General features: G+C 62.8%; 20 protein-coding genes. 10 read left to right on the top strand and 10 right to left on the bottom strand.

What is annotated here, in order from left to right:
* Window positions 1-423: 423 nt before the first annotated feature.
* The 8 genes from O4H53_RS05075 to O4H53_RS05040 all read left to right on the top strand — a co-directional run bounded on the left by O4H53_RS05075 (window position 424) and on the right by O4H53_RS05040 (window position 7849).
* Window positions 424-2454 carry a sensor histidine kinase gene (locus O4H53_RS05075; protein ID WP_269361819.1) on the top strand — a complete coding sequence of 677 codons (2031 nt, stop codon included), beginning with the start codon at window positions 424-426 and terminating at the stop codon, window positions 2452-2454.
* 604 nt (window positions 2455-3058) lie between these two features.
* Complete coding sequence (locus O4H53_RS05070; RefSeq protein WP_269361817.1) at window positions 3059-3874, top strand: chromate resistance protein ChrB domain-containing protein; 816 nt, start codon at window positions 3059-3061, stop codon at window positions 3872-3874.
* Entirely contained in the window at window positions 3871-5118 is a 1248-nt protein-coding gene (gene chrA, locus O4H53_RS05065; protein WP_269361815.1) for a chromate efflux transporter, read from the top strand. The genes O4H53_RS05070 and chrA overlap by 4 nt, the downstream gene beginning before the upstream one ends.
* A 72-nt stretch (window positions 5119-5190) precedes the next feature.
* A complete protein-coding gene (locus O4H53_RS05060; protein ID WP_114277302.1) occupies window positions 5191-5673 on the top strand; it encodes an SspB family protein in 483 nt (160 codons plus the stop codon).
* 108 nt (window positions 5674-5781) lie between these two features.
* Window positions 5782-7173, top strand: a complete 1392-nt coding sequence (fumC, locus tag O4H53_RS05055) for a class II fumarate hydratase (RefSeq protein WP_269361812.1) — start codon at window positions 5782-5784, stop codon at window positions 7171-7173.
* Window positions 7170-7346 carry a DUF4169 family protein gene (locus O4H53_RS05050; RefSeq protein WP_269361810.1) on the top strand — a complete coding sequence of 59 codons (177 nt, stop codon included), beginning with the start codon at window positions 7170-7172 and terminating at the stop codon, window positions 7344-7346. The genes fumC and O4H53_RS05050 overlap by 4 nt, the downstream gene beginning before the upstream one ends.
* On the top strand, window positions 7343-7567 hold the full coding sequence (locus O4H53_RS05045) for a ribbon-helix-helix domain-containing protein (protein WP_269361808.1): 225 nt from the start codon (window positions 7343-7345) through the stop codon (window positions 7565-7567). Before O4H53_RS05050 ends, O4H53_RS05045 begins: the two co-directional genes overlap by 4 nt.
* 18 nt (window positions 7568-7585) lie before the next feature.
* On the top strand, window positions 7586-7849 hold the full coding sequence (locus O4H53_RS05040; protein WP_269361806.1) for an N-(5'-phosphoribosyl)anthranilate isomerase: 264 nt from the start codon (window positions 7586-7588) through the stop codon (window positions 7847-7849).
* A gap of 523 nt (window positions 7850-8372) precedes the next feature.
* Here O4H53_RS05040 and O4H53_RS05035 read toward each other — a convergent pair.
* The 4 genes from O4H53_RS05035 to O4H53_RS05020 form a co-directional block, all read right to left on the bottom strand.
* Window positions 8373-9266 carry a fructose bisphosphate aldolase gene (locus tag O4H53_RS05035; RefSeq protein ID WP_269361804.1) on the bottom strand — a complete coding sequence of 298 codons (894 nt, stop codon included), beginning with the start codon at window positions 9264-9266 and terminating at the stop codon, window positions 8373-8375.
* 117 nt (window positions 9267-9383) lie between these two features.
* On the bottom strand, window positions 9384-10736 hold the full coding sequence (locus O4H53_RS05030; protein WP_269361802.1) for a cytochrome P450: 1353 nt from the start codon (window positions 10734-10736) through the stop codon (window positions 9384-9386).
* Window positions 10733-11980 (bottom strand): hypothetical protein, encoded by a 1248-nt coding sequence (locus tag O4H53_RS05025; protein WP_269361799.1) that lies wholly within the window; start codon window positions 11978-11980, stop codon window positions 10733-10735. The genes O4H53_RS05030 and O4H53_RS05025 overlap by 4 nt, the downstream gene beginning before the upstream one ends.
* A gap of 363 nt (window positions 11981-12343) precedes the next feature.
* On the bottom strand, window positions 12344-13096 hold the full coding sequence (locus O4H53_RS05020) for a cytochrome c biogenesis CcdA family protein (RefSeq protein WP_114277309.1): 753 nt from the start codon (window positions 13094-13096) through the stop codon (window positions 12344-12346).
* A 93-nt stretch (window positions 13097-13189) separates the two neighbouring features.
* On the opposite strand from O4H53_RS05020, the gene O4H53_RS05015 reads away from it, so the two are divergent.
* Window positions 13190-13417, top strand: coding sequence for a sulfurtransferase TusA family protein (locus tag O4H53_RS05015; protein ID WP_269361798.1), 228 nt, complete (start codon window positions 13190-13192; stop codon window positions 13415-13417).
* Between the two features lie 71 nt (window positions 13418-13488).
* Here O4H53_RS05015 and O4H53_RS05010 read toward each other — a convergent pair whose 3' ends face one another.
* A complete protein-coding gene (locus tag O4H53_RS05010; protein WP_269361796.1) occupies window positions 13489-16530 on the bottom strand; it encodes an Rne/Rng family ribonuclease in 3042 nt (1013 codons plus the stop codon).
* Window positions 16531-17088: 558 nt separating this feature from the next.
* Here O4H53_RS05010 and O4H53_RS05005 point away from each other — a divergent pair.
* On the top strand, window positions 17089-17379 hold the full coding sequence (locus O4H53_RS05005; RefSeq protein ID WP_269361794.1) for a hypothetical protein: 291 nt from the start codon (window positions 17089-17091) through the stop codon (window positions 17377-17379).
* A gap of 89 nt (window positions 17380-17468) precedes the next feature.
* On the opposite strand, the gene O4H53_RS05000 is transcribed toward O4H53_RS05005, so the two are convergent.
* From O4H53_RS05000 to purC, 5 genes are all read right to left on the bottom strand, one after another.
* Window positions 17469-18803, bottom strand: a complete 1335-nt coding sequence (locus tag O4H53_RS05000; RefSeq protein WP_114277313.1) for a sigma-54-dependent transcriptional regulator — start codon at window positions 18801-18803, stop codon at window positions 17469-17471.
* Window positions 18804-18809: 6 nt separating this feature from the next.
* The gene (locus O4H53_RS04995; protein WP_269361792.1) at window positions 18810-20567 is read right to left on the bottom strand and encodes a sensor histidine kinase; all 1758 of its coding nucleotides are present in this window, start codon (window positions 20565-20567) and stop codon (window positions 18810-18812) included.
* A 36-nt stretch (window positions 20568-20603) separates the two neighbouring features.
* Window positions 20604-21272, bottom strand: a complete 669-nt coding sequence (gene purQ / locus O4H53_RS04990) for a phosphoribosylformylglycinamidine synthase subunit PurQ (RefSeq protein ID WP_269361790.1) — start codon at window positions 21270-21272, stop codon at window positions 20604-20606.
* On the bottom strand, window positions 21272-21502 hold the full coding sequence (purS, locus tag O4H53_RS04985) for a phosphoribosylformylglycinamidine synthase subunit PurS (protein ID WP_269361789.1): 231 nt from the start codon (window positions 21500-21502) through the stop codon (window positions 21272-21274). The genes purQ and purS overlap by 1 nt, the downstream gene beginning before the upstream one ends.
* A 67-nt stretch (window positions 21503-21569) precedes the next feature.
* The gene (gene purC, locus O4H53_RS04980; protein WP_114277317.1) at window positions 21570-22331 is read right to left on the bottom strand and encodes a phosphoribosylaminoimidazolesuccinocarboxamide synthase; all 762 of its coding nucleotides are present in this window, start codon (window positions 22329-22331) and stop codon (window positions 21570-21572) included.
* Window positions 22332-22497: the final 166 nt, after the last annotated feature.

Below are 22497 nucleotides of genomic sequence, written 5' to 3'. Positions count from 1 at the left end.
AAACGCGCGGCGCCCCCCCAATCGCCCCGCCCGGATGCCAGGCCGTCCCGTCCCTGAAAGGCAGATCTTGCTTGCGAAAACGGCGATCCCGGCGCGGTATCGGCATGTCGCCGCACTGGCATCAAAGGTTATTTTGCCACCCGACGGGCGGGACATTTTGACCCTATCCAGATTCCTGTCTTGCCCTGATGCGGTCATTTTCAGATGATGTGATCGGGTCACACTACGCCATAATTTCCCCGTTAGATTGAAATATCAGTGGCTTGGTCACGGTTTTTCCCAATTCTGGGCAAATGTTTGTGTAGGTGGTTCAGATAAAAAGACAGAACGATACAGGACAGAAAGTTAGGCCGAGATATGACCCGCTACACGGGAAATCGCCCCACACCCCAGCGTTCCCTGTATCTGTGGGTGCCGCGTATCATGCTGATTGCGGCCGTCTGCGGCATCATTGTTGCCTTTGGCAAGAAGATCGAGAACCTGTCTTACCAGACCTATCTGCAAAGCCTCCGGCTGAATGCCACGATCGAACTGTCCACCATCCGCGAACAATTCGAATCCGAAATGGTGGACCGCGTCCTGCGGATCACCCAGCTTGCCTCCGCCCTGTCGGAAAACCCCGACATGAACCAGACCGAATACAACATCAAGGCGGTCGATTTCCTGTTGCAAAGCAATGATGTGATCAACATTGCCGCAGCGCCCGACCTGGTTGTCAGCATGGTCTTTCCCAAGACCGGCAACGAAGCGGTGCTGGGGCTGGATTATCGCGCGAACCCGGCGCAATATCCGAAAGTGGCCGAAGCGATGCGCACCGGACGCGGCCAGATCGACGGGCCGGTCGATCTGGTGCAGGGCGGGCGCGGCCTGATCCTCCGACAGCCGGTCTTTACCAAGCGCAACGGCCAGACGGAGCCCTGGGGGCTGCTTTCCGTGGTGCTGGATTACGATTCATTCGTCGACAACATCAGCAGATCAAACCTCTCGGAACGCTATGACATCGTGCTGCGCGAAAGGCGGATTGACGATGCCCCGACGGCCCAGGTGCTGCTGGGCGACATTGACGCGCTCAGCCAGGATCCGGTGGTGATGACCCTCAACATTCCGCTGGGCATCTGGGAACTGGCGGCCACCCCGGCAGAGGGCTGGCCACAGCGCCGCCCGCAATTCTATTGGCATTGGGCCTTGCGTCTTGCCTTTACCTCGCTGGTTGCCTTCGGCCTGATGTATGTCCTGCGGCTGGCCGATAACCGGCGGAACGCGGAAAGCCGGCTGCAGAACGGCATCGAGGCGCTGCACCATGGCTTCGTGATGTTCGATCCCGAAGGCAGGCTGATCGCGATGAACCAGAAATACGCCGAAATGCACGGCCCCTCCTCTGTCGTGAAGATCGGTGTGAAATACGAAGATATCGTCAAGTCCAGCCTGGCCAAAGGGGTCATCCGCGGCGCCGTCGGCCGCGAGGAGGAATGGCTGGAGGGCTGGCGCAACCGCCCGCTGGACGGCTCTTCGGATCCCGAACAGGTCTTGCCCGACGGGCGCATCATGCAGACTTCCGACCGCCTGATGGAGGATGGCAGCGTGGTGGGCCTGCGCATCGACGTGACCGACCTGAAACGCGCCCAGCAGGCGGCAGAGGCCGCCAACAAGGCCAAGACCGATTTCATGGGCGTGTTGAGCCATGAATTGCGCACGCCGCTGACCGTGATCCTGGGCCATGCCCGCCTCGCCCGCCATGTGGACCGCCTGCCCCCTGCGGTGGCCCTGCATGAAGCGCTCAAGGCCCATCCCGAAATCGCCGAGGAAATCGAGCCGCATCTGAAATCGCTCACCGGGCAGATCGTCAACATGATGACCCGGCTGGAACGTTCGGGCGAACACCTGCTGTCGCTGATCAGCGAGATCCTGGATTTTGCCAAGCTCGAATCCGGCAGCCAGGCCATTCAGCCGACCCAGAACGACATCAACGAGATCGTTGGCCCGGTTGAAGATCAGATGCGCCCGATGATCGAGGACAAGGGCCTGGAATTCGACGTCTCCGTCGAACCCGGCGAAATCTATGCCGATGCCAACCGGGTCCGCCAGGTGCTGATCAACCTTGTCGGCAACGCGACAAAATTCACCCAGACAGGCAGCATCAAGCTGCATGTGGTCATGGATGACAACCTGGTGGAATTCAGCGTCGCGGATACCGGCATCGGCATTCCCGAAGATCAGGTCAGCCGGGTCTTCGAGGCGTTCCACCAGGTTGATGCCTCTTCGACCCGTCAGTTCGGCGGCACCGGCCTTGGCCTCGCCATTTCACGCGATATCGCCGAAATGCATGGCGGCACGCTGACCGCCAGCAGCGTCCCCGGTCAGGGCAGCACCTTTGTCCTGCGCCTGCCCCGGGAACCCGAGGAATCCGAAGAATCCACCGAAACGCCCGAAGAACGGCAGAATATGGTTGCCTAGGACCTGTCGCAGGTCGTGCTGCATCTTTGACTCGGCGCTGCGGGTTATCTGACTCCCTGCAATGGGCCGCATCATGCATTCGTGACCCAATCGTCAAGCGCATCCGTCCCAGACCGGTGCTTCGACGCGGTTTGGGTCAAGGACCGGAGTGCGGGACAATATTGCCGTTCGCAACAAAACACCAAGCCGCGCATTGACGGGCCGTGGTGCGGCGATCCGACCTCAGTGACTGGCACTTTATGGCGGCCAAGCACATCCTACATAACGATGTAGCATTATAGCAGCCAAATCGCCGTGCCAGGGGACGGCCCGGCGATGCGCGGCGGCCTGCGGCCTTGATTCCGCGCTTGGGAAAGCTGAAAGGCCTCCTTTCTGCCGTTCGTTACGATCTGCGGACAGGTCCGGTTTTCCATTTTTGGGTCAATTGATGACGTAACTGCCAAAGTCAGCTGACGCTCAACACTTGCCAGACGCCCCCGCATCTCACCATCCGGCCTTGACAGAAGCGCGCTACGGTGCTGTCTGGGGGCATGGGGTTCTCCGCGAACGCCCCGTGAGGCGCCAGCCAAAGTTCGCATGTATCCCACTTGAGAGGACGCATGCCATGGCTGCCCCGAATGAAATAACCGTACCGCAACTGCTGCGCCTGATCGGCACGCCGGACTGCCCGGTCATCGTCGATATTTCCATTGACCCGGACTTTGCCGAGGATCCGTTTCTGATCCCCGGCTCCTTCCGCCACCCCCATACCGATATTGCGGGCCTCAAGGCACGCCTGAACGGGCGGGACTGCGTGATCACCTGCCAGCGCGGCATCAAGCTGAGCCAGGGGATGGTCGCCCGCCTGCGCGCCGACGGGCTGGCTGCGGAATATCTGTCGGGCGGGATGTATGGCTGGCGCGACCATCCCGGCACCCTGCGCATCCCCGCAACCGCCCTGCCCGCACCGGTGGACGGGGCCACCCTCTGGGTGACGCGCCACCGACCCAAGATCGACCGGATCGCCTGCCCCTGGCTGATCCGCCGTTTCGTCGACCCCGACGCGCGGTTCCTTTTTGTCTCGCCCGCCGAGGTGATGGGCGTGGCCGCGCGCTATGATGCGGTGCCTTTCGATGTGCTGGACGTCCGTTTCTCGCATGAGGGGCCCCTGTGCACCTTCGACAAGATGCTGTCCGAATTTGCCCTATCCTCCGACGCGCTTGACCGGCTGGCACGGGTCGTGCGCGCGGCCGATACCGATACCCACGACCAATCCCCCCAGGCGGCGGGGCTGCTGGCGCTCTCGGTCGGGCTGTCGCGCCAGTACCGCGATGACCAGATGATGCTTGAGGCGGGCATGGCGCTTTATGACGCGCTCTACCGCTGGGCCCGCGACGGACAGGACGAAGGCCATGACTGGCCTGCGGACCGCGCGTCATGAGCGCGCCCGGCTGGCCGGAAATGACCCGTGTCTTTGGCCGCATCGGGTTGCTGTCCTTTGGCGGACCGGCGGCGCAGATCGCGGTGATGCACCGCGAGCTGGTCGAACACCGCCCCTGGCTGGGCGAGGAGGCATTTCTGCGGGCCCTGTCGCTGTGCATGCTGCTGCCGGGGCCAGAGGCGATGCAGCTGGCCACCTATGCGGGCTGGCGGCTGCGCGGCGTGGCGGGAGGGCTGCTGGCGGGGCTCCTGTTTGTCGTGCCGGGCGCGCTGGTCATTGCCGTGCTGGCACTGGGCTATGCCTGTTACGGGCAGCTGCCGCTGGTGCAGGCCGGATTCCTGGGGATCAAGGCGGCGGTGATCGTCGTGGTCTTCCAGGCGCTGCGCAAGGTGGCGGGCAAGGCCCTGCACGGCGCAGAGGGCTGGGTGCTGGCGGTGCTGTCCTTCCTGGCGCTCTTTGTGCTGGGCCTGCCCTTTCCGCTGATCATTCTCTGTGCCGGGCTCTGGGGGATGATGCGCGGCCAGACCACCGGGGCGGTGCCGGATGATCTGCCCGCCCGCCCCGCCCGGACCGGGCGCACCCTGCTGGTCTGGTCCGCGCTCTGGGCCGCGCCGCTGCTGGCGCTCTGGGCACTGGATCAGGATTTCCTGCTGCAGCTTGGTCTGTTCTTTTCCAGGCTGGCGGTTGTCACCTTTGGCGGCGCCTATGCGGTGCTGGCCTATATGACCCAGACCGTGGTTCAGGATTACGGCTGGATCAGCACCGACCAGATGATCGACGCGCTGGGGCTGGCGGAAACCACGCCGGGGCCGCTGATCCTGGTGACGGAATTCGTGGCCCTGCTGGCGGGATTCGCACAGTCAGGTGTCAGCGGCGCATTGGCGGCGGGTTTGCTGGCGCTCTGGGTCACCTTCACCCCCTGCTTCTTGTGGATCTTCCTTGCCGGTCCCTACCTGGAGCGGATTTCTGCGCAGCCCCGGCTTGCCGGAGCTTTGCGCGCGATCACCGCCGCCGTTGTCGGCGTGATCGCCAATCTCTCCGTCTGGTTTGCGCTGCATGTGATCTTCGACCGGGTCGAAGGCGCGTTTTTCCTCGCCATTCCGGCCCCGGATCCGGGCAGTTTCAACATCCTGGCCTGCCTCCTTGTCATCGCCGGCATGGTCCTGATGCTGGGCTTCCGGCGGGGTTTTGTGCTGACAATGGCGGCACTGACAACCGCCGCCTTGCTGATGGCTCTGGTTTGACGCTGTACCCCCTTTTCCTTGCCGGGGAATGGGCTATGCTGAGGCGGCCCAAGGGCACAACCGGAGTGAACGATGAGCCGAAAGATCGACTATGGCAACCTGATGCACGAGGCCATGCGGGGCTTGATCCGCAAGGTCCTGCTGGATGTCGCGGAACGCGGTCTGCCGGGGAATCATCACTTTTTCATCACCTTCGACACCTCGCACCCGGATGCGGAACTGGCCGACTGGCTGTCTGACCGCTATCCCGGCGAAATGACCGTGGTGATGCAGCATTGGTACGACAAGCTGGACGTCGGCGAAGAAGGCTTTGCCGTGACGCTGAACTTCGGGGATGCGCCGGAGCCGCTTTACATCCCCTATGATGCGATCCGCACCTTCGTCGACCCCTCGGTCGAATTCGGCCTGCGCTTCGAACAGCAGGACAGCGGCAGCGCCGCGGACAAGACCGTCGAGCGCGGCGATCTGCCCCAGCAGACCGAAGACGAGCTGGAGGTGCCGGAGGAAGACCACAAGGACGCCGAAATCGTCTCGCTCGATTCGTTTCGCAAATAGACACCGATAGATACCTTCCGGCAGCCTGTTAGCGCCACCTGCCGATTGCGCAGGGCGCGGCGGGCCGCTACACCCATGCGCAACCGACAAAGACATCAGGAGCCCGACATGGCCGATACCCGCACCGAAACCGACAGCTTTGGCCCGCTCGAAGTTCCCGCCGACAAATACTGGGGCGCGCAGACCCAGCGCTCGATCATGAACTTCCCCATCGGCTGGGAACGCCAGCCGGTTGCGATCATCCGGGCGCTGGGGGTGATCAAGAAAGCCTGCGCCGAGGTGAACCTTGGCTTTGGCGATCTGGACGCGGCACTGGCCCCGGCGATCAAACAGGCGGCACAGGAGGTGATCGACGGCAAGTTCGACGACAACTTCCCGCTGGTGGTCTGGCAGACCGGCTCCGGCACCCAGTCGAACATGAACGCGAACGAGGTCATCTCCAACCGCGCGATCGAGATCATGGGCGGGCAGATGGCCTCGAAAAGCCCGGTGCACCCCAATGATCACTGCAACATGGGCCAGTCATCGAACGACACATTCCCCACGGCGATGCATGTGGCCATCGGCATGGTGGCGCGCGACACGCTGCTGCCGGGCCTGCGCAAGCTGCAGGCGGCCCTTGCGGCCAAATCCGAGGAATTCAAGGACATCATCAAGATCGGCCGCACCCATACCCAGGATGCGACACCGCTGACCCTGGGCCAGGAATTCGGCGGCTACGCGCATCAGATGGCCAAGGGCATCGCGCGGGTCGAGGCCTGCCTGCCCGACATTTATGAGCTGGCGCAGGGCGGCACCGCCGTCGGCACCGGTCTGAACACCCGCAAGGGCTTTGCCGAAAAGGTCGCAGCCGAGATTGCCAATATCACCGGCCTGCCCTTCGTCACCGCTCCCAACAAGTTCGAGGCGCTGGCCGCCCATGACGCGATGGTCATGTTCTCCGGCGCGCTCAAGACCGTGGCGGCCTCCATGTTCAAGATCGCCAATGACATGCGCCTGCTGGGCTCTGGCCCGCGGTCGGGTCTGGGCGAGCTGATCCTGCCGGAAAACGAGCCGGGATCGTCGATCATGCCGGGCAAGGTGAACCCGACCCAGGCCGAGGCGCTGACCATGGTCTGCGCCCATGTGATGGGCAATGATGCCGCCGTGGGCTTTGCAGGCTCGCAGGGCCATTTCGAGCTGAACGTCTACAACCCGATGATGAGCTACAACGTGCTGCAGTCCATGCAGCTGCTGGGCGATGCGGCGGGCAGTTTCACCGACAACATGGTGGTGGGCACCAAGGCCAACGAGGCGCGCATCGACAAGCTGATGAAGGAAAGCCTGATGCTGGTGACCGCACTCGCCCCCACCATCGGCTATGACAACGCGACCAAGGTCGCCAAGACCGCCCACAAGAACGGCACGACCCTCAAGGAAGAGGCAATTGCGCTGGGTTTCGTGGATGCGGAAACCTTCGACCGCGTGGTGCGGCCGGAACAGATGATTGGACCCAAATGAGCGCCCCCATCAACCTCAACAAGGTGAAGAAAGAACGCAACCGCGCGTCCCGCAAGGCCCGCGCGGATGAAAACGCGGTACAGTTCGGACAGACCAAGGCGCAGAAAGAAGCGCTGAAGGCCCGCGCCGAGCAGATCGCGCGCAATCTGGAGGGCCACAAACGCGAGACATGAGCGGCCGGCCTGTCAAACATTCGGTGACCCTGCAGGGGCACCGGACCTCCATTTCGCTGGAGGATGCCTTCTGGGACGAGTTCCGCGCCATTGCGGCGTCCCAGGGCCAGCCGATCAACGCGCTGGTGGCGCAGATCGACGCGGAACGTGACGTGGACACCGGCCTTGCCTCGGCCATCCGGCTGTTTGTGCTGCGCCGGTTAAAGGATCGTTTACCTTGAATGCGCTAGGCTCGCGCCATGTCTTTGCCGATGGAAATGTCACCGCAGCATTGGGTGACCCATGTCTTCAGCTCGAAAGCGGCCCGCGAGGGTGGCGTGGTGCGCCGCAAGATCAGGGACATCGAGCGTTACGTGGGGCTGGATGCCTTTCTGGAGGAACTTGACCGCAGGGGATTCTCGGCGGTGGAGAATGCGGGGCAACTGGTGATCTTCTGCAATCAGGAACCTGTGCGGATCGCCTCCGGACCCATTCTTTCAAGGAAATCCGTACCGAACCTGTGAAGGCATCGGGCTTGCAAAGTCCGCGGGGCTTTTATCGTTTTCTTTGAAGAAAACGGCCCGGACTTTTTGAAAAGTCCGCATCCACCCGGTCCGCGCCGAAGAGATTCACCTCACAGCCCCTGCTCCGACCAGAGGCACCAGAACCCGTTTTCTTTGAAGAAAACGAACCGGACTTTTTGAAAAGTCCGCATCCACCCGGTCCGAACCGAAGTGACTCACCTCACTGCCCATGCCCCAACCAGAAGCACCAAATCCCGTTTTCTTTGAAGAAAACGAACCGGACTTTTTGAAAAGTCCGCATCCACCCGGTCCGCACCGAAGTGACTCACCTCACTGCCCATGCCCCGACCAGAGGCACCAGAACCCGTTTTCTTTGAAGAAAACGGCCCGGACTTTTTGAAAAGTCCGCATCCACCCGGTCCGAGCCGAAGTGACTCACCTCACGGCCCATGCTCCGACCAGAGGCACCAGAACCCGTTTTCTTTGAAGAAAACGACCCGGACTTTTTGAAAAGTCCGGCGCCCTAGCCGACAGAAGCGCGGTAGATCTTGCCGATATTCTCGCCCAGTGCCGCGTTGAAATCCGCATCCGACATCTTCACGTTCAGACCCTCGGTCAGCGCACGAGAGAAGCTCGCGATCATCTTCGGGTTACGGCTGAGACGGCGGCAGGCCTCGTCGGTGGAATAGCCCCCCGAAAGCGCCACCACCCGCAGCACATTGTCATGTCCGGCAAGCGTGTCATAGATGCCGTCCTCTTCGGGGATCGTCAGCTTCAGCATCACCAGCTGGTCCGGTCCCAGCTCGGAAACATGTGCCAGCAGCGCGCGTGCCAGCATTCCTTCGGCCTCCGCCTTGCTTTCGGAGTTGATGTTCACCTCCGGCTCGATGATCGGCACAAGTCCCGCCGCACAGACCGTCCTGGCCACTTCGAACTGCTGCGCCACAACAGCCTCGATGCCCGCCTCGTTCGCCGCGTGGATGACCGAACGTTCCTTGGTTCCGAAAATCCCCTTGTCCGCCGCGCGGGCCAGCAGGCCTTCGAGACCGGGCATGGGTTTCAGCAATTGTACATCGCGGTCGGTCTCTTCCAGACCCTTGTCGATCTTCAGGAAGGGCACCACCCGGCGGTCTTCCCACAGCAGCTGCGCAACGGGCTTGCCGTTGATCTCGGCATCCATGGTCCGCTCGAACAGGATCGCGCCAATCACCTTCTCGCTGGTGAAATCATCCGCCAGGATGATCCGGGCGCGCATGGCATGCATCGCGGCAAACATCTCTTCGTCGCCGTTGTAATCCTCGGGCTCAACGCCATAGAGGCTCAGCGCCTTGGGGGTCGAGCCGCCGGATTGATCCAGGGCCGCGATGAACCCCTTGCCGCTGGTCATCTGCATCTTTTGTGCTGAATTGATCGCCATGAAGAGCTCCGCCTGTCCTGTGATTCCTGTCAGCATCGTTCATAAGACAAGACGGCGACCGATGGTAGAGAGCGTGCCGGATGATAGCGCAAACGGCCCCGCAAGCGCCCGGGTGCCTCAACGGCGCGTCAGCTGCAGCCAGATCCCGCGCTCAGAGCGCACCGTCAGATGCGCCACGGGGACAGGCACCCTGCCCGGCACCGCCGCCACCCGGTAATCGCGCAGGATGCGCGACAGGATCAGCGGCCCCTCGACCATGGCAAAGCCGGCCCCGGTGCAGACCCGTGCCCCGGCGGAAAAGGGGATATAGGCCTCGCGCTGACATTTCTGCCCGTTTTCCGTGCCCCAGCGCGCCGGGTCGAACCCATCCGGATTGTCCCACAGCCTTTCGTGGCGGTGCAGATGCCAGGGGCTGAGCACCAGCTGCGCCCCGGGTTTCACATCGCGGTCGCGGAAGTGCTCCGGGCAGGTGCTTTCCCGGACCATCATCGGCACCGGCGGATAAAGCCGCAGCGCCTCGCGAAAGACATCGCGGCTGAGCCTGAGTTTCGACATCACCGCAAAATCGCAGGTCTCCAGCACCTGCGCCTCTTCGGCCAGCCGGTCCTGCCAGTCAGGATGGGTTGCCAGCAGATACAGCGTCCAGGCCAGGGCCGAGGCGCTGGTTTCATGCCCCGCGAGGAAGAAGATGGCGACCTGGTCCACCATCTCTTCGGTGTCAAAACGCGCGCCGGTCACCGGGTCGGCGGTGGTCATGATCTTGGTCGCCAGATCGTCAGGCGCGGTGCCTGTGGCAATCTCCTCCATCCGGCCTTTGGTCAATGCGGTGATCAGCCGGCGGATGCGGGCGGCGCTTGCCTTTGTCCCGCGGCGAAAGAAGCGCGGCATCCAGCGCGGCAGCGGCACAAAGGCGGCAAGATTCAGCAGCGGCTGGCTGCGCTGATAGGTCTTGAACTCCTCAAACACCTCCCGCGCCAGGTGATGTTCGATGGGGATCGAGAACAGCGTGCGAAAGATCACATCGGCAGCGGCATGGCTGGTCTCCGCCTCGATCTCGATCACCTGGCCTGCATGGGGCGCCAGCCGTTGCGCCGCCGCCTCTGCCGCCTCCCACATGGCGGGAAAAGTCTCGCGCAGGCGGCCCCCCTCAAAGGCCGGGTCGATGATGCGGCGCTGGCGCTTCCAGGTGTCGCCATTGGTCAGGAACACCGATTTGCCCAGCAGCGGGCGCAGCCCCTCGCCGATGCGGTCCGATTTGGGGAAATCATCGGGCCGGTCCTTCAGCACCGTCTTGATCAGCTCGGGCTGGTTCATCAGGTAGCTGCGGAAGAAGGGCGTGCGGAACTCCGCCATCCAGGCGCGGTAAAGCCGCGCGGGCTGCGCTGACAGGATATCGGCGCGAAACAGCCGCGCATAACGCCAGAGCGAGACCTTGTCAGGGCGGCTGGCGGGCTTCGGCGGCAGGCTCATGCGGCCAGCGACGTGTATTTGTTGACCGCGCGGTCGATGCGCGATTTCGACGGCGGCCGCCCGGCATAGCGCGCGGCAAGGGTCCGGGGCCCTGCGGTGATCTGGAAGTAATCATAGTCCTTCGGCCGGTCAAAGGCGCAAAGGTACTGGAAATGCAGGCGGAAGAACCGCCAGCGCAATGCCTTCCAGCGCGCGGGGCTGAGCGACTGCGTGAAGGCGGCAGAGAACACCAGCGGCCATTTCTTGCCCGCCGGGGCCACGCCCGACACCGCCACCGGATCGCAAAGCGCAAAGGCGCAGCCGTCGCCGGGGGCGGTGACATCGACCCAGGTCAGCTCGTCGCGGGCGCTGAGATACTGCAAATCCGCCCGCAGCCGGTGCGCTTCGGGCAGGAATGAAACCATCGGCACCACCTGCCCCAGCGTGAGAAAGGACAGTGCAGGCCCGTCATCCGGCACCCGGCCCGCGCGGATCAGATCGGCCAGCACCGAGACCCCCAGATGCGCGCCCGATGAATGGCCCACCACCAGCACTTCCTGCACGTCTTCCTGCAATGCCGCTGCGATGCTGTCGCCGAATGCCGCCATCCGCGTTTCAAGTGCGGCGGGATTGGCCCCGCGCGTGGCGGCACCATAGGCGTAGTCATGCATCAGGTAATAGGCAAAGAATTTGCCATCCCTGGCCTTGAACCAGCGCAGCAGCGCGACGGTCAGGAAAACCCCGATGGCAGCCCCTGCGACAACTGCAAGCAGCGTGGGAACCTGCGGCAGGAACCCGCGCTGCAGCGCGACCACCGCAAAGCCCGCCAACCAGCCAAGGCCCACCGCAATTCCCAACTGCCCCAGCAGCATCCCCACCGGATAGAGTGCCGCGATCACCGGCCCCTTGCGCAGCTTCATCAGCCGCCAGAGCGCGCCGGAGGCGATATAGACCCAGGCCGTGCGCAGCAATTGCAGGTATGTGGCGGGGATCGAATTGCTCATGCTGTCGCGCACGATGTCGGACCAGACCAGCACCTCCACATCCGCAGCGACATTTGCCGCCTCGATGGTGGCATCGACGTGCCAGCCGTAGTTCCCACCCTTGGGTTTCGGCTTGAGGGCAATCTCATATCCGGAAATCGCCGCCTGGGCCGCGCTCTCCTTGCGATACAGCTCCCGGTAGCGGCGCGGATGGATGGGATCGTAGCCGGGAATGTAAAACACCCGCCGCCGCGCCACCCGATTTTCCACCTGTTCGCTCATTGCCTGCCGCCCGTTGTTGGCGCGAGTTTAGCCAGAAATCCAGGCGAGAGTAAGGCGCTTTAGCGCAAGCGGCATGGCCATCGGCCCTGTGCCTCCCGGCGCTCATGCGCATGGCAAACTGGGTGGATCATGCCGAAAGGTTCTGCGCGGCCGGGCCGTTTGATACCGCTCCGCGAAGACATGTCATTCTATACAGGTCTGCGATGACATGTCATTTCAGACCGGTCTTGGTAGACATGTCAAAAATGACATGTCTTCATTTGAGGCACGACAATCGCAAGCTGCCGCGACCGCAGATGCCGGGCATAAAGCGGCAAAGGCATATGCCACACCAAGACAACAGCAATCGCTCAGGAGTGGCCCTCAGCCCAGCGACCCCAGCGCCGGAAAGGTCTCCAGCAACCAGAAGGCAAAGCCTGAAAAGGCCCCGGTCAGCATCGCCAGCCCCACCAGCACCAGCAGGATGCCCATGATCCGCTCGATCAGCCCCATATGCGGCTTGATCCGGTTCATCAGCCCCATGGCACGGGTGATGAACATCGCCGCCAGCAGAAAGGGAATGCCCAGCCCCGCTGCATAGATCCCCAGCAGCAGCGTGCCACGCGTCACGGAAGCCTCGGATGCCGCCAGTGACAGGATCGCCCCCAGCTGCGGCCCGATGCAGGGCGTCCAGCCAAAGGCAAAGGCAAGCCCCAGCACATAGGCGCCAAAGCTGGACCCGCCCTTGTCACCCGCATCAAGCCGCGCCTCGCGGTCAAGAAAGGGAATGCGGAACAGCCCGAGGAAATGCAGACCGAAGACAATGATCACCACACCTGAGATTCGCGCGAAAAGCACCTGATTTTGCAGGAAAAACGCGCCAAATGCCGATGCGGTGAAGCCCAGGATCAGGAACACCGTGCTCAGCCCCAGAACAAAGAAGACCGCCGCCACAACCGCACGCCTGCGCGCCGCAGCCACACTGGACATATCGCCCAGGCTGACGCCGCTCATATAGGCAAGATAGGGCGGCACGATCGGCAGCACACAGGGGCTGAGAAAGCTGATCACCCCCGCCAGAAGCGCCACCAGCATCGCCGGGAAAAGACCCGCATCTATGAGTTCGATACCAAACATGCGCCACCCTTACCCCCGTTGCGCAGCCGCGTCACGCCCCGCGCCGGTCACAAGCCTGTGGACGGGGTGTAACATCTGTCTTATCCCGGCGGTATGATCACACAAGACCTCGATGCCATCGGGCTGCTCTGCCCTCTGCCCGTGCTGAAACTGCGCAAACGTCTGTCCGCGCTGTCACCGGGCGATTGCATCGCCATGCGCGCGGATGATCCTGCCGCGATCATCGACGTGCCGCATTTCTGCACCGAGGCGGGGCATACCCTGGTCGAAACCCGCGAAGACGGGGCCGCCCAGCTCTATCTCGTGCGCAAGGGCGGATAGCAAAAGGCGGGCCCAAAGACCCGCCTCTTTTTAGGCGTCAGACACCATAATTCATGATCTGCGCTGCGGCGTCAGCCGCCCAGCGACCACCAGCCGCGTTTCTTCGGCTTTTTCTCGGCAACCTCTTCCGGTGCCACCTCGGGCGCGGGTTCAGCTGCCTTGGCTTCGGGCTCCGCCGCCTTGGGTTCTGGCGCCGCCGCTTCGGGTGCGGGCTCGGCTGACACGCTGGGGGTCGATGCCGCCTGTGCAACCGGTGCCACGCTTGGCGTCACCTCCGGCTTTTCCTCGGCCACGGGTTCCGGCGTTGCCGCCTCGACAGGTGCCGCCGCAGTCTCCGCCTTGGGATCAACCTTGGGTTTCGGCTTGGCCCGGCTGCGGGTGGTTTTCGGCTTGGCCGCGGTTTCCTTGGCAGGGGTCTCCTTGGCCGTTGTGGACTTGGCCGTGGTTTCCTTGCCCGTGGTTTCCTTGGTTGCGGCCTCCTTGGCAGTGTCATCCGCCGCAGGCGCAGTCTTGGCCTTGGACGTGCTGCGCGAACGGGTGGTTTTCGGCTTGGGCTTCGGCGCCGCCTCGGCATCCGCTGCTTCCCCGGCGTCCGCAGGTGCCGATGTCCTGGCATCCGCATCGAGCGCAGCTTCGGCCTCGGCTTTCGCCTTGGCAGATGTGCTGCGCGACCGGCTGCGGGTGGAGGGTTTCTTCTTGGTCTCCGCCTCGACCGGTTCTGCGGTCGCCCTGGCCTCCTCTGCCGCAGGCTCTCCTGCGGTGGCCGCATCCTCAGCGGATGCAGCGCTCTGGCTTACCTGGCCTGCATCGGCATCCGAAGATTGATCCTCATCATCCGAGTCATAGTCATCGGAGGATTGATCGCCATTCTGATAATCGCCGTTCGACTTGCTCTTGGACCGGCTCCGCCGGCGCCTGCGACGCCGCTTGGGCTTGCCCTCACCGTCAGAGGACGACCCCTTGTCAGAGGAAGATCCCCTGGACTGGCTCTGCCCGCCGCCATCATCTGCCTCCTCGACAGCATCCTCCCCGGCCCGTTCAGCCGCTTCCGCGGCGGCGGCGTCATCCTCGTCGATCTTGTCCATCAGCGAGGTATCGACAGATACCACATGGTTGGCCGGCGGCACGACCCGTGTCGCGGTCTTGAATTTTTCCATGCTGAACTCAGGGCTGATCAGATGCGGATCACCCTCGATCCGCACCGACATGCCATAGCGCGCCTCGCATTGCGCGACATGTTCGCGTTTCTGGTTCATCAGGAAGTTCGCGATGGCCACCGGTGCCTTGATCAGCACCTCGCGGGACCGGCGGCGCGTGCCTTCTTCCTCGATCTGGCGGATGATCGACAGCGCAAGGTTGTCGTCGCTGCGGATCAGACCGGTGCCATGACAGGCCTGACAGGGCTGCGTCGTCGCCTCGATCATGCCGGGCCGCAGACGCTGACGCGACATTTCCATCAGGCCAAAGCCGGAAATGCGGCCAATCTGGATGCGCGCGCGGTCGGTCTTGAGTTTGTCTTTCATCCGCTTCTCGACGGCGGCGTTGTTCTTGCGCTCGTCCATGTCGATGAAGTCGATCACGATCAGCCCCGCGAGGTCACGCAGACGCAGCTGGCGCGCCACTTCGTCAGCGGCCTCCAGGTTGGTCTTGAGCGCGGTCTGCTCGATCGAGCCTTCCTTGGTCGCCCGGCCGGAGTTCACGTCGATCGCCACCAGCGCCTCTGTCACGCCGATCACGATATAGCCGCCCGACGGCAGCTGCACCGTCGGATTGAACATGCCGCTGAGATAGGTTTCCACCTGATAGCGGGCAAACAGCGGCAGCCGCTCCTCATAGCGTTTCACGTTCTTGGCATGGGACGGCATGATCATCTTCATGAAGTCCTTGGCGATGCGGTAGCCGCGCTCGCCCTCCACATGGATCTCGTCGATGTCGCGGTTGTAAAGGTCGCGGATCGAGCGTTTGATCAGGTCGCCTTCCTCATAGATCTTGGCGGGTGCCATGCTTTTCAGCGTCAGCTCGCGGATCTGTTCCCACAGGCGCTGCAGGTATTCGTAATCGCGCTTGATCTCGGCCTTGGTGCGTTTCGCCCCGGCGGTGCGCACGATCAGCCCGGCCCCCTGGGGCACCTTGATCTCGTTTGCGATTTCCTTGAGCTTCTTGCGGTCCGCCGCATTGGTGATCTTGCGCGAAATGCCGCCGCCACGGGCGGTGTTCGGCATCAGCACGCAGTACCGGCCCGCCAGCGACAGATAGGTGGTCAGCGCCGCACCCTTGTTGCCACGCTCTTCCTTGACGACCTGAACCAGCAGGATCTGACGGACCTTGATGACTTCCTGGATCTTGTAGCGCTTGGGCCGGGGCTTGCGCACCGGGCGGATGTCTTCGCTGTCGTCTTCCTCGGCAACGGATTCGATGCTGTCGTCCTTGTCCGAAGCATCGCCACTGTTGTCATTGCCGCGCGCGTCAGCGCCGTCCTCTTCACCGCTGTCATCGTTTTCGGAGGCATCGCCGTTTTCGGCACCGTCATCATTGCGGTCTTCATCGCTGCGGTCGTCGTCCTGATCGTCTTCGCCGACGGCAGGTGTTTCAACCGGAGTCTCGCCAACCCGCTCCATCGGAGAGGAAGCCTCGTCCTCGCGCACATCGACCTCGTCATCCTCGGACAGATCGACTGTTTCCATGCCGTTGATATCACTGGATGTTGTTGCATCCTGGGTTGTGACATCCGCCGCCTTGGAACTGGACCGGCTGCGCGACCGTGACCGGGAGGACGACCGCTTGGGCTTGTCCTCCTCTTCCTCGCGGGCCGCCTGTGCCTCGGCATAGGCGCGTTCCTCTTCCAGCAGCGCCTGACGGTCAGCTACGGGAATCTGGTAGTAATCGGGATGAATCTCGGAAAAGGCGAGGAAACCGTGACGGTTGCCGCCGTAATCGATAAACGCCGCCTGCAGCGACGGTTCGACCCGTGTTACCTTTGCGAGATAGATGTTGCCAGCAAGCTGGCGTTTGTTTTCGGATTCAAAATCGAACTCCTCAACCTTGTTTCCGTCCACGACCACAACACGGGTTTCTTCCGCGTGGGTGGCATCGATAAGCATTTTCTTAGGCATAAATCCACTTTGCACAACACGCGCGCCGCTGCCCGCCCGGGGGGCGCCAGGGGCTGCGTGATGAGACTTGTCAGGGCGATGGGGGACGGCGCAAAAACGGGGCCGGAACCGGCCTCTGATCGTCTGCTCGTGGCACTCGCGCGCGTCATCGCGTTTCTTCTCCGATATGAATCCCCCCGAAAGGGGCCATACCCATTATTTACTGCGGTTTTTCAGGGGGCATTGCCCGGACCGTCAGCGGTTCTTTGGCCGTTTCCGGCCCAATCGGCCTGTTCAGGCGGCCCCGGTGGGGCGCGCGAAAACAGCGAAACTCATTGCGGGGTGTCGGATTGGCGCATTGACGCTCCAGTCCCCCCTCTGTGCAGTTAAGAGGTTTGGGGGGCAAATGACAATGGGCAATCGTCCCCGTTTATATCGAATGGAGTTGAAACCCGGGCAAAGCTTGACAACACGCAGCCGCTTGGGGACAGTCCCTGCGCGCAAACCGGCTGCACGGTGCACGCGCCAAATTGCATTTTGCGGCCCTCTGCCGGTCGCCCTGATACCAAAGGACCTGCCATGCCAAGATTTCTGCGCCCCGCCCTTTTCCTGTCACTGCTGGCGCTTGTCGCCTGTGACGAGGTTGCCGTGGCCAATGACCCGGTTGCGCGGGCGGAATTGCGCGCCACCAAGAGCTGCATCGCGGCGGTGGAGAAGGAAACCGGCGTGAGCGGTGCCGCCATCAACACGACAATCCCGATCATCGAGATCAACCAGTATATCGTCAACGTGCCCAACGCCCCCTACTGGACCTGCTTCACCAATGACGAAGGCCAGGCACAGACCATCGTGGAAAACCGCCGGGGCTGACCGGGGGCCGGAATTTTCAAAAATTCCGGGCAAATTCTTTTGAAAGAATTTCCATCAGGCCGCCCCATGGGCGGCCTGATGCGTCAGGGTTACAGGTAATCCGAACGTTGCAGCCCGTATTTGGCCATCTTCTCGTTCAGGGTGCGCCGGGGCAGGCAAAGCTCGTCCATCACGCTGGCGATGGAGCCCTTGTGGCGGCGCATCGTGTTGTCGATCAGCATCCGCTCGAAGGCTTCCACATATTCCTTCAGCGGCTTGCCTTCCGTGGTCATCACTGGCTGCATCTCGTCATGATCGGACATCAGCAGCGATGCGATGGTCCCCGAGCCGCGCCGCGATTGCAGCACCGCACGTTCCGCCACATTGATCAGCTGACGCACATTGCCCGGCCAGGGCGCCTGCAACAGCTGCGCGGCCTCCTGCGCGCTGACCTGCGGCGCGTCACAGCCATATTCATCGGCAAACTGGTCCGACAACCGGGTGAACAATGTCAGGATATCCTCTCCCCGCTGGCGAAGCGGCGGCACGGTGATCCTGAGCGCCGCAAGGCGGTAGAACAGATCCGAACGCAGCGCATCTTCCGAGGTGCGGCCCGCTTCCTGCAGGTTGGAGATCGCCACGATCCGGGTTTCCGCCGGGGTGCCCTGTTCGTTGATCACGCTCAGCAGACGCGCCTGCAATGTCTCCGACAGCGCCTCTATGTCTTCCAGCACCAGGGTGCCGCCGCGCGCCTCTTCGATGGCGGGCAGCTGCGTGTCCTCGGGCAGCATCGGGCCGAACAGCCGTTTGCTCAGCGCGTCCTCCTCCAGCGCGCCGCAGCTGACCAGCACGAATTTCTTGCCCGCGCGGCTGCCAACCGCATGCAGCGCATGGGCCACCAGCGTCTTGCCGGTGCCGGTTTCACCGTCGATCAGCACATGGCCATCGGCCTGCCCCAGATCGAGGATATCCTCGCGCAGACGCTCCATCACCGGGCTCTGGCCGATCAGCTTTTTCATCAGCTGGCCGCCGTCGGAGAGTTCACGCCGCAGCGCGCGGTTGTCCATCACCAGCCGCCGCGCCAGGGTCGCCTTCTTGGCGAGTTCGTTCATCCGGTCCGGATTGAAGGGTTTTTCGAGAAAGTCGAAGGCCCCGACGCGCATCGCCTCGACCGCCATCGGCACATCGCCATGCCCGGTGATCATGATCACCGGCAGCGCGCTGTCATTGCCCATCAGCTTTTTCAGGAACTGCATGCCGTCCATGCCGGGCATCTTGATGTCTGAAATCACGATGCCGGGGTAATCCGGCCCCAGCTTCTTCAGCGCATCCTCGGCCGACCCGAAGGTCTCCGTGTCATATCCCGACAGCGCCAGCCACTGGCTGATCGACTGCCGCATGTCTTGTTCGTCATCGACAATCGCGATCTTCATTGCCTGTGCCATAGCCGTTTACTCCGCCGCTTCCATATTGTTCGTATCGCCCAGAATGGGCAGTTGCATTTCAAAAACTGCGCCACCGCCCTGTCCGTTCCGAGCCGTCAGCCTTCCGCCCAGATCGGTCACGATCCCGCTTGAGATGGCAAGGCCCAGACCAACGCCGTCGCCGGGCTGCTTGGTCGTGTAGAACGGTTCGAACAGCGCGTCGAGGTCCTCGATCCCCGGCCCGTTGTCGCGCACTGTCAGTGTCGCCGTCTCACCCGCGCTCAGCATGATCTCCACATGCGGGTTCCTTTCAGACTTGGTGGCGTCGAGCGCATTGCGCAAGAGGTTGACCATCACCTGTTCAATCCGCATCCGGTCGCCCATGACCATCACCGGCGCATCGGGCAGGATGCGGCTGATCTGGACCTGCCGCTGGCGCAGCTGCGGTTCCATCATCGACAGGCTTGAGGCAAGTGCCGCCGCCATGTCCACCGGCGAAAAGGCCTCCTGCCCCTTGCGGGCATAGGATTTCAGCTGCCGGGTGATCGCTCCCATCCGCTCGATCAGATCGTCGATGCGCCCGAAAGAGGACAGCGCCTCCTCGGGCCGGTTGCGCCGCAACAGCAGCCGCGCCCCGGCAAGATAGGTCTTCATCGCGGCCAGCGGCTGGTTCAACTCATGGCTCACCGCGGCCGACATTTCCCCTAGCGCCGCCAGTTTGCTGGATTGTTCCAGCGTCTGTTCGGCCACCGCCAGGGTTTCCTGCACCCTTTTGCGCTCGGCGATTTCCCGCTGCAGGGCGGCGTTCAGCGCCCGAAGCTTGGCCGACTCACGCTGGAAAATCGCCAGCCTGCCCGCCGTGCGGCGGCTGAGGAAGTAGAAGGCCAGCGCCAGCAGGATGGCAAATGCCATCACCTCCAGCGCCAGCACGCCGTTCACCTTCTCGCGGACCGAGGCATAGGTGGTGTAGCTGGTCATGCGCCAGCCCCGGAACGGGATCTTGTTTTCCAGCCGCATCACCGCCTCGCCCTGCAGATAGGCATCGGGGGGCAGCGCGGTCCAGTCCGCGGTCACCTTGATCGCGCGTTCGATGGCGCTGCGCGCAGGCTGGGTCGACAGCGCCTCGGGCTCGGTCCGGCCACGCCAGCGCGGCTCGGTCGCCAGAATGATCTCTCCGGCGCTGTCCATCACGATCACCGCATCCGAAATGCCCGCCCAAGCGCGTTCGAACTTTTGCAGATCCACCTCGACGGCAATCACCCCCAGTGTGGTGCCGCCATCCTGAATCCGCCGTGAATACATGAACTTATAGCCGCCGCCATCCACCTTGATGGTGCTGAAGATGGTGGCATTCGACCGGATCGCATCGACAAAATAGGCATTCGACCGATGGTTCGATCCCAGCCGGTTGCGGTCGGTTGCAGCCACGGTGCGCCCGTCCAGATCATAAAGCATCAGCGAGGCGGCCCCGATTTCCTCGACAAAGGAGATCAGCCGTTGGGTGGAAAGCGAATAATCTGCCGTCTGCAGCGCGCCGATCAGCGTGGGGTCACGCGCCAGCAGCTGCGGCACAATGGCGTTCTGGCGCAGCTCGGCCAGCAGGTTTCCCGAATAAAGCGCAATCCGCAGTTCCGCGCGGCTGCGGGTGCTGTCGGTAAAACGGTCGGTCAGCAGGCTGTTGGTGACCGAGATCACGGCCACCGCCAGCAACATCAGCACGCCAATGGCCACCCGGACCCGCCAGGAGACCGTCAAGGTTCGTCGTTTGTCTGTTGCTTCCGCCATCTGCGCAATTTACGCGCAAGGCACCGCGCACTCAAGTCAGGCCGTGGCCAGCGCCCCTGCCAATGCGCGGAAGAGCGCCACCCCGTCGGTTCCGCCATGCCCCGCATCCGCCGCCCGCTCCGGATGCGGCATCATGCCCAGCACCCTGCGGTTCGGTGACAGGATGCCGGCGATATCGGCCTGGGCCCCGTTGGGATTGTCGGTATAGGTAAAGGCGACGCGGTCTTCGTCCTGCAGCCGGGCGATGGTATCGGCATCGGCAAAGTAATTGCCGTCATGATGTGCGATGGGAATGTCGATCACGTCACCGGCGTTATAGGCAGAGGTGAAATCGCTCTGCGATGTCTCCACCTTCAGACCCACGGTCTTGCAGATGTACTTGAGCCCCGCATTGCGCAGCAGCGCACCCGGCAGCAGCCCGGTTTCCGTCAGCACCTGAAAGCCGTTGCAGACCCCCAGCACATAGCCGCCCCGCTCTGCATGGGCCCTGACCGCGCCGCAGATCGGCGATTGCGCGGCAATGGCGCCGCAGCGCAGGTAGTCACCATAGGAAAAGCCGCCGGGAATGCCGACCATGTCGATCCCCTCGGGCAGCGCGCTGTCCTTGTGCCAGACCATCTCGACCTCGGCCCCGGCGGCGCGAAAGGCCACCGCAAGGTCGCGGTCGCAGTTCGATCCGGGAAAGACGACAACCGCCGCGCGCATCAGGTCAGCTCCACCGCGTAGGATTCGATCACCGTATTGGCCAGCAGCTTTTCGCACATGGCCGTGACATCGGCCTCGGTGGTGCCCTCGGCCAGGTCCAGTTCGATCACCTTGCCCTGGCGCACCCCGTTCACCCCGTCAAAGCCAAGCGCGCCAAGCGCATGACGCACGGCCTCGCCCTGGGGGTCCAGAACCCCGTTCTTCAACATCACATGCACCCGTGCTTTCATGGCGCGTCCCCTCGCTTCTTTATGCCAAAATACGCAGGCGCCCTGCCCGCCCTGATTGTCTTCCGCCTCAGTTGATGAGCTTCGGTTTGGAAATCGGCGTGGAGGACTTGGGCATCACACCCAGCCGCCGCGCCACTTCGGTATAGGCGTCGGTCAGCGAGCCAAGGTCACGGCGGAACACATCCTTGTCCAGCTTCTGGCCGGTCTCGATGTCCCACAGCCGGCAGCTGTCCGGGCTGATCTCGTCGGCGACAATCAGGCGCTGGAAATCACCGTCATAGACACGGCCGATCTCGATCTTGAAATCCACCAGCTTGATACCGACCGCCATCATCACACCGCTGAGGAAGTCGTTCACCCGCAGGGCGAGGCTCAGGATATCGTCCATGTCCTGCTGGCTGGCCCAGCCAAAGGCCGCGATATGTTCCTCGGTGACCAGCGGATCGCCCAGCTTGTCGTCCTTGTAGCAATATTCGACGATCGGGCGCGGCAGCTGCAGCCCTTCCTCGATCCCCAGCCGCTTGGCCATGGTCCCGGCGGCGAAATTGCGCACGATCACTTCCAGCGGAATGATCTCGCACTGGCGCACCAGCTGTTCGCGCATGTTCAGACGCTTGATGAAATGCGTGGGCACCCCGATCTGGTTCAGCCCGGTCATGAAAAATTCGCTCAGGCGGTTGTTCAACACGCCCTTGCCTTCGATCACGTCTTTCTTCTGCGCGTTGAAGGCGGTGGCGTCGTCCTTGAAGTACTGAACGATGGTGCCGGGTTCGGGGCCTTCGTAGAGGATTTTCGCTTTGCCTTCGTAAATCTTGGTGCGCCGGGCCATGGGCGTCCTTTCCGCAAGGGGGCCAGCCGCAAGAAGAGAAGCAAGGCCCGTTTGCGCTCCTCTTAGTCTATGGGTGCGCACACCGCAAGCATGCCTTGGGCCGGTTTTCCCTTGCGCCCGTCCGCCCCAGCACCCACATTTAAATTCAGAACGATCATTGCCAGGG

The organism is Sulfitobacter sp. G21635-S1 (assembly GCF_027213915.1).
In the GTDB taxonomy this organism is placed as follows: domain Bacteria; phylum Pseudomonadota; class Alphaproteobacteria; order Rhodobacterales; family Rhodobacteraceae; genus Sulfitobacter.
This window is presented reverse-complemented; position numbering and strand designations above follow the sequence as displayed.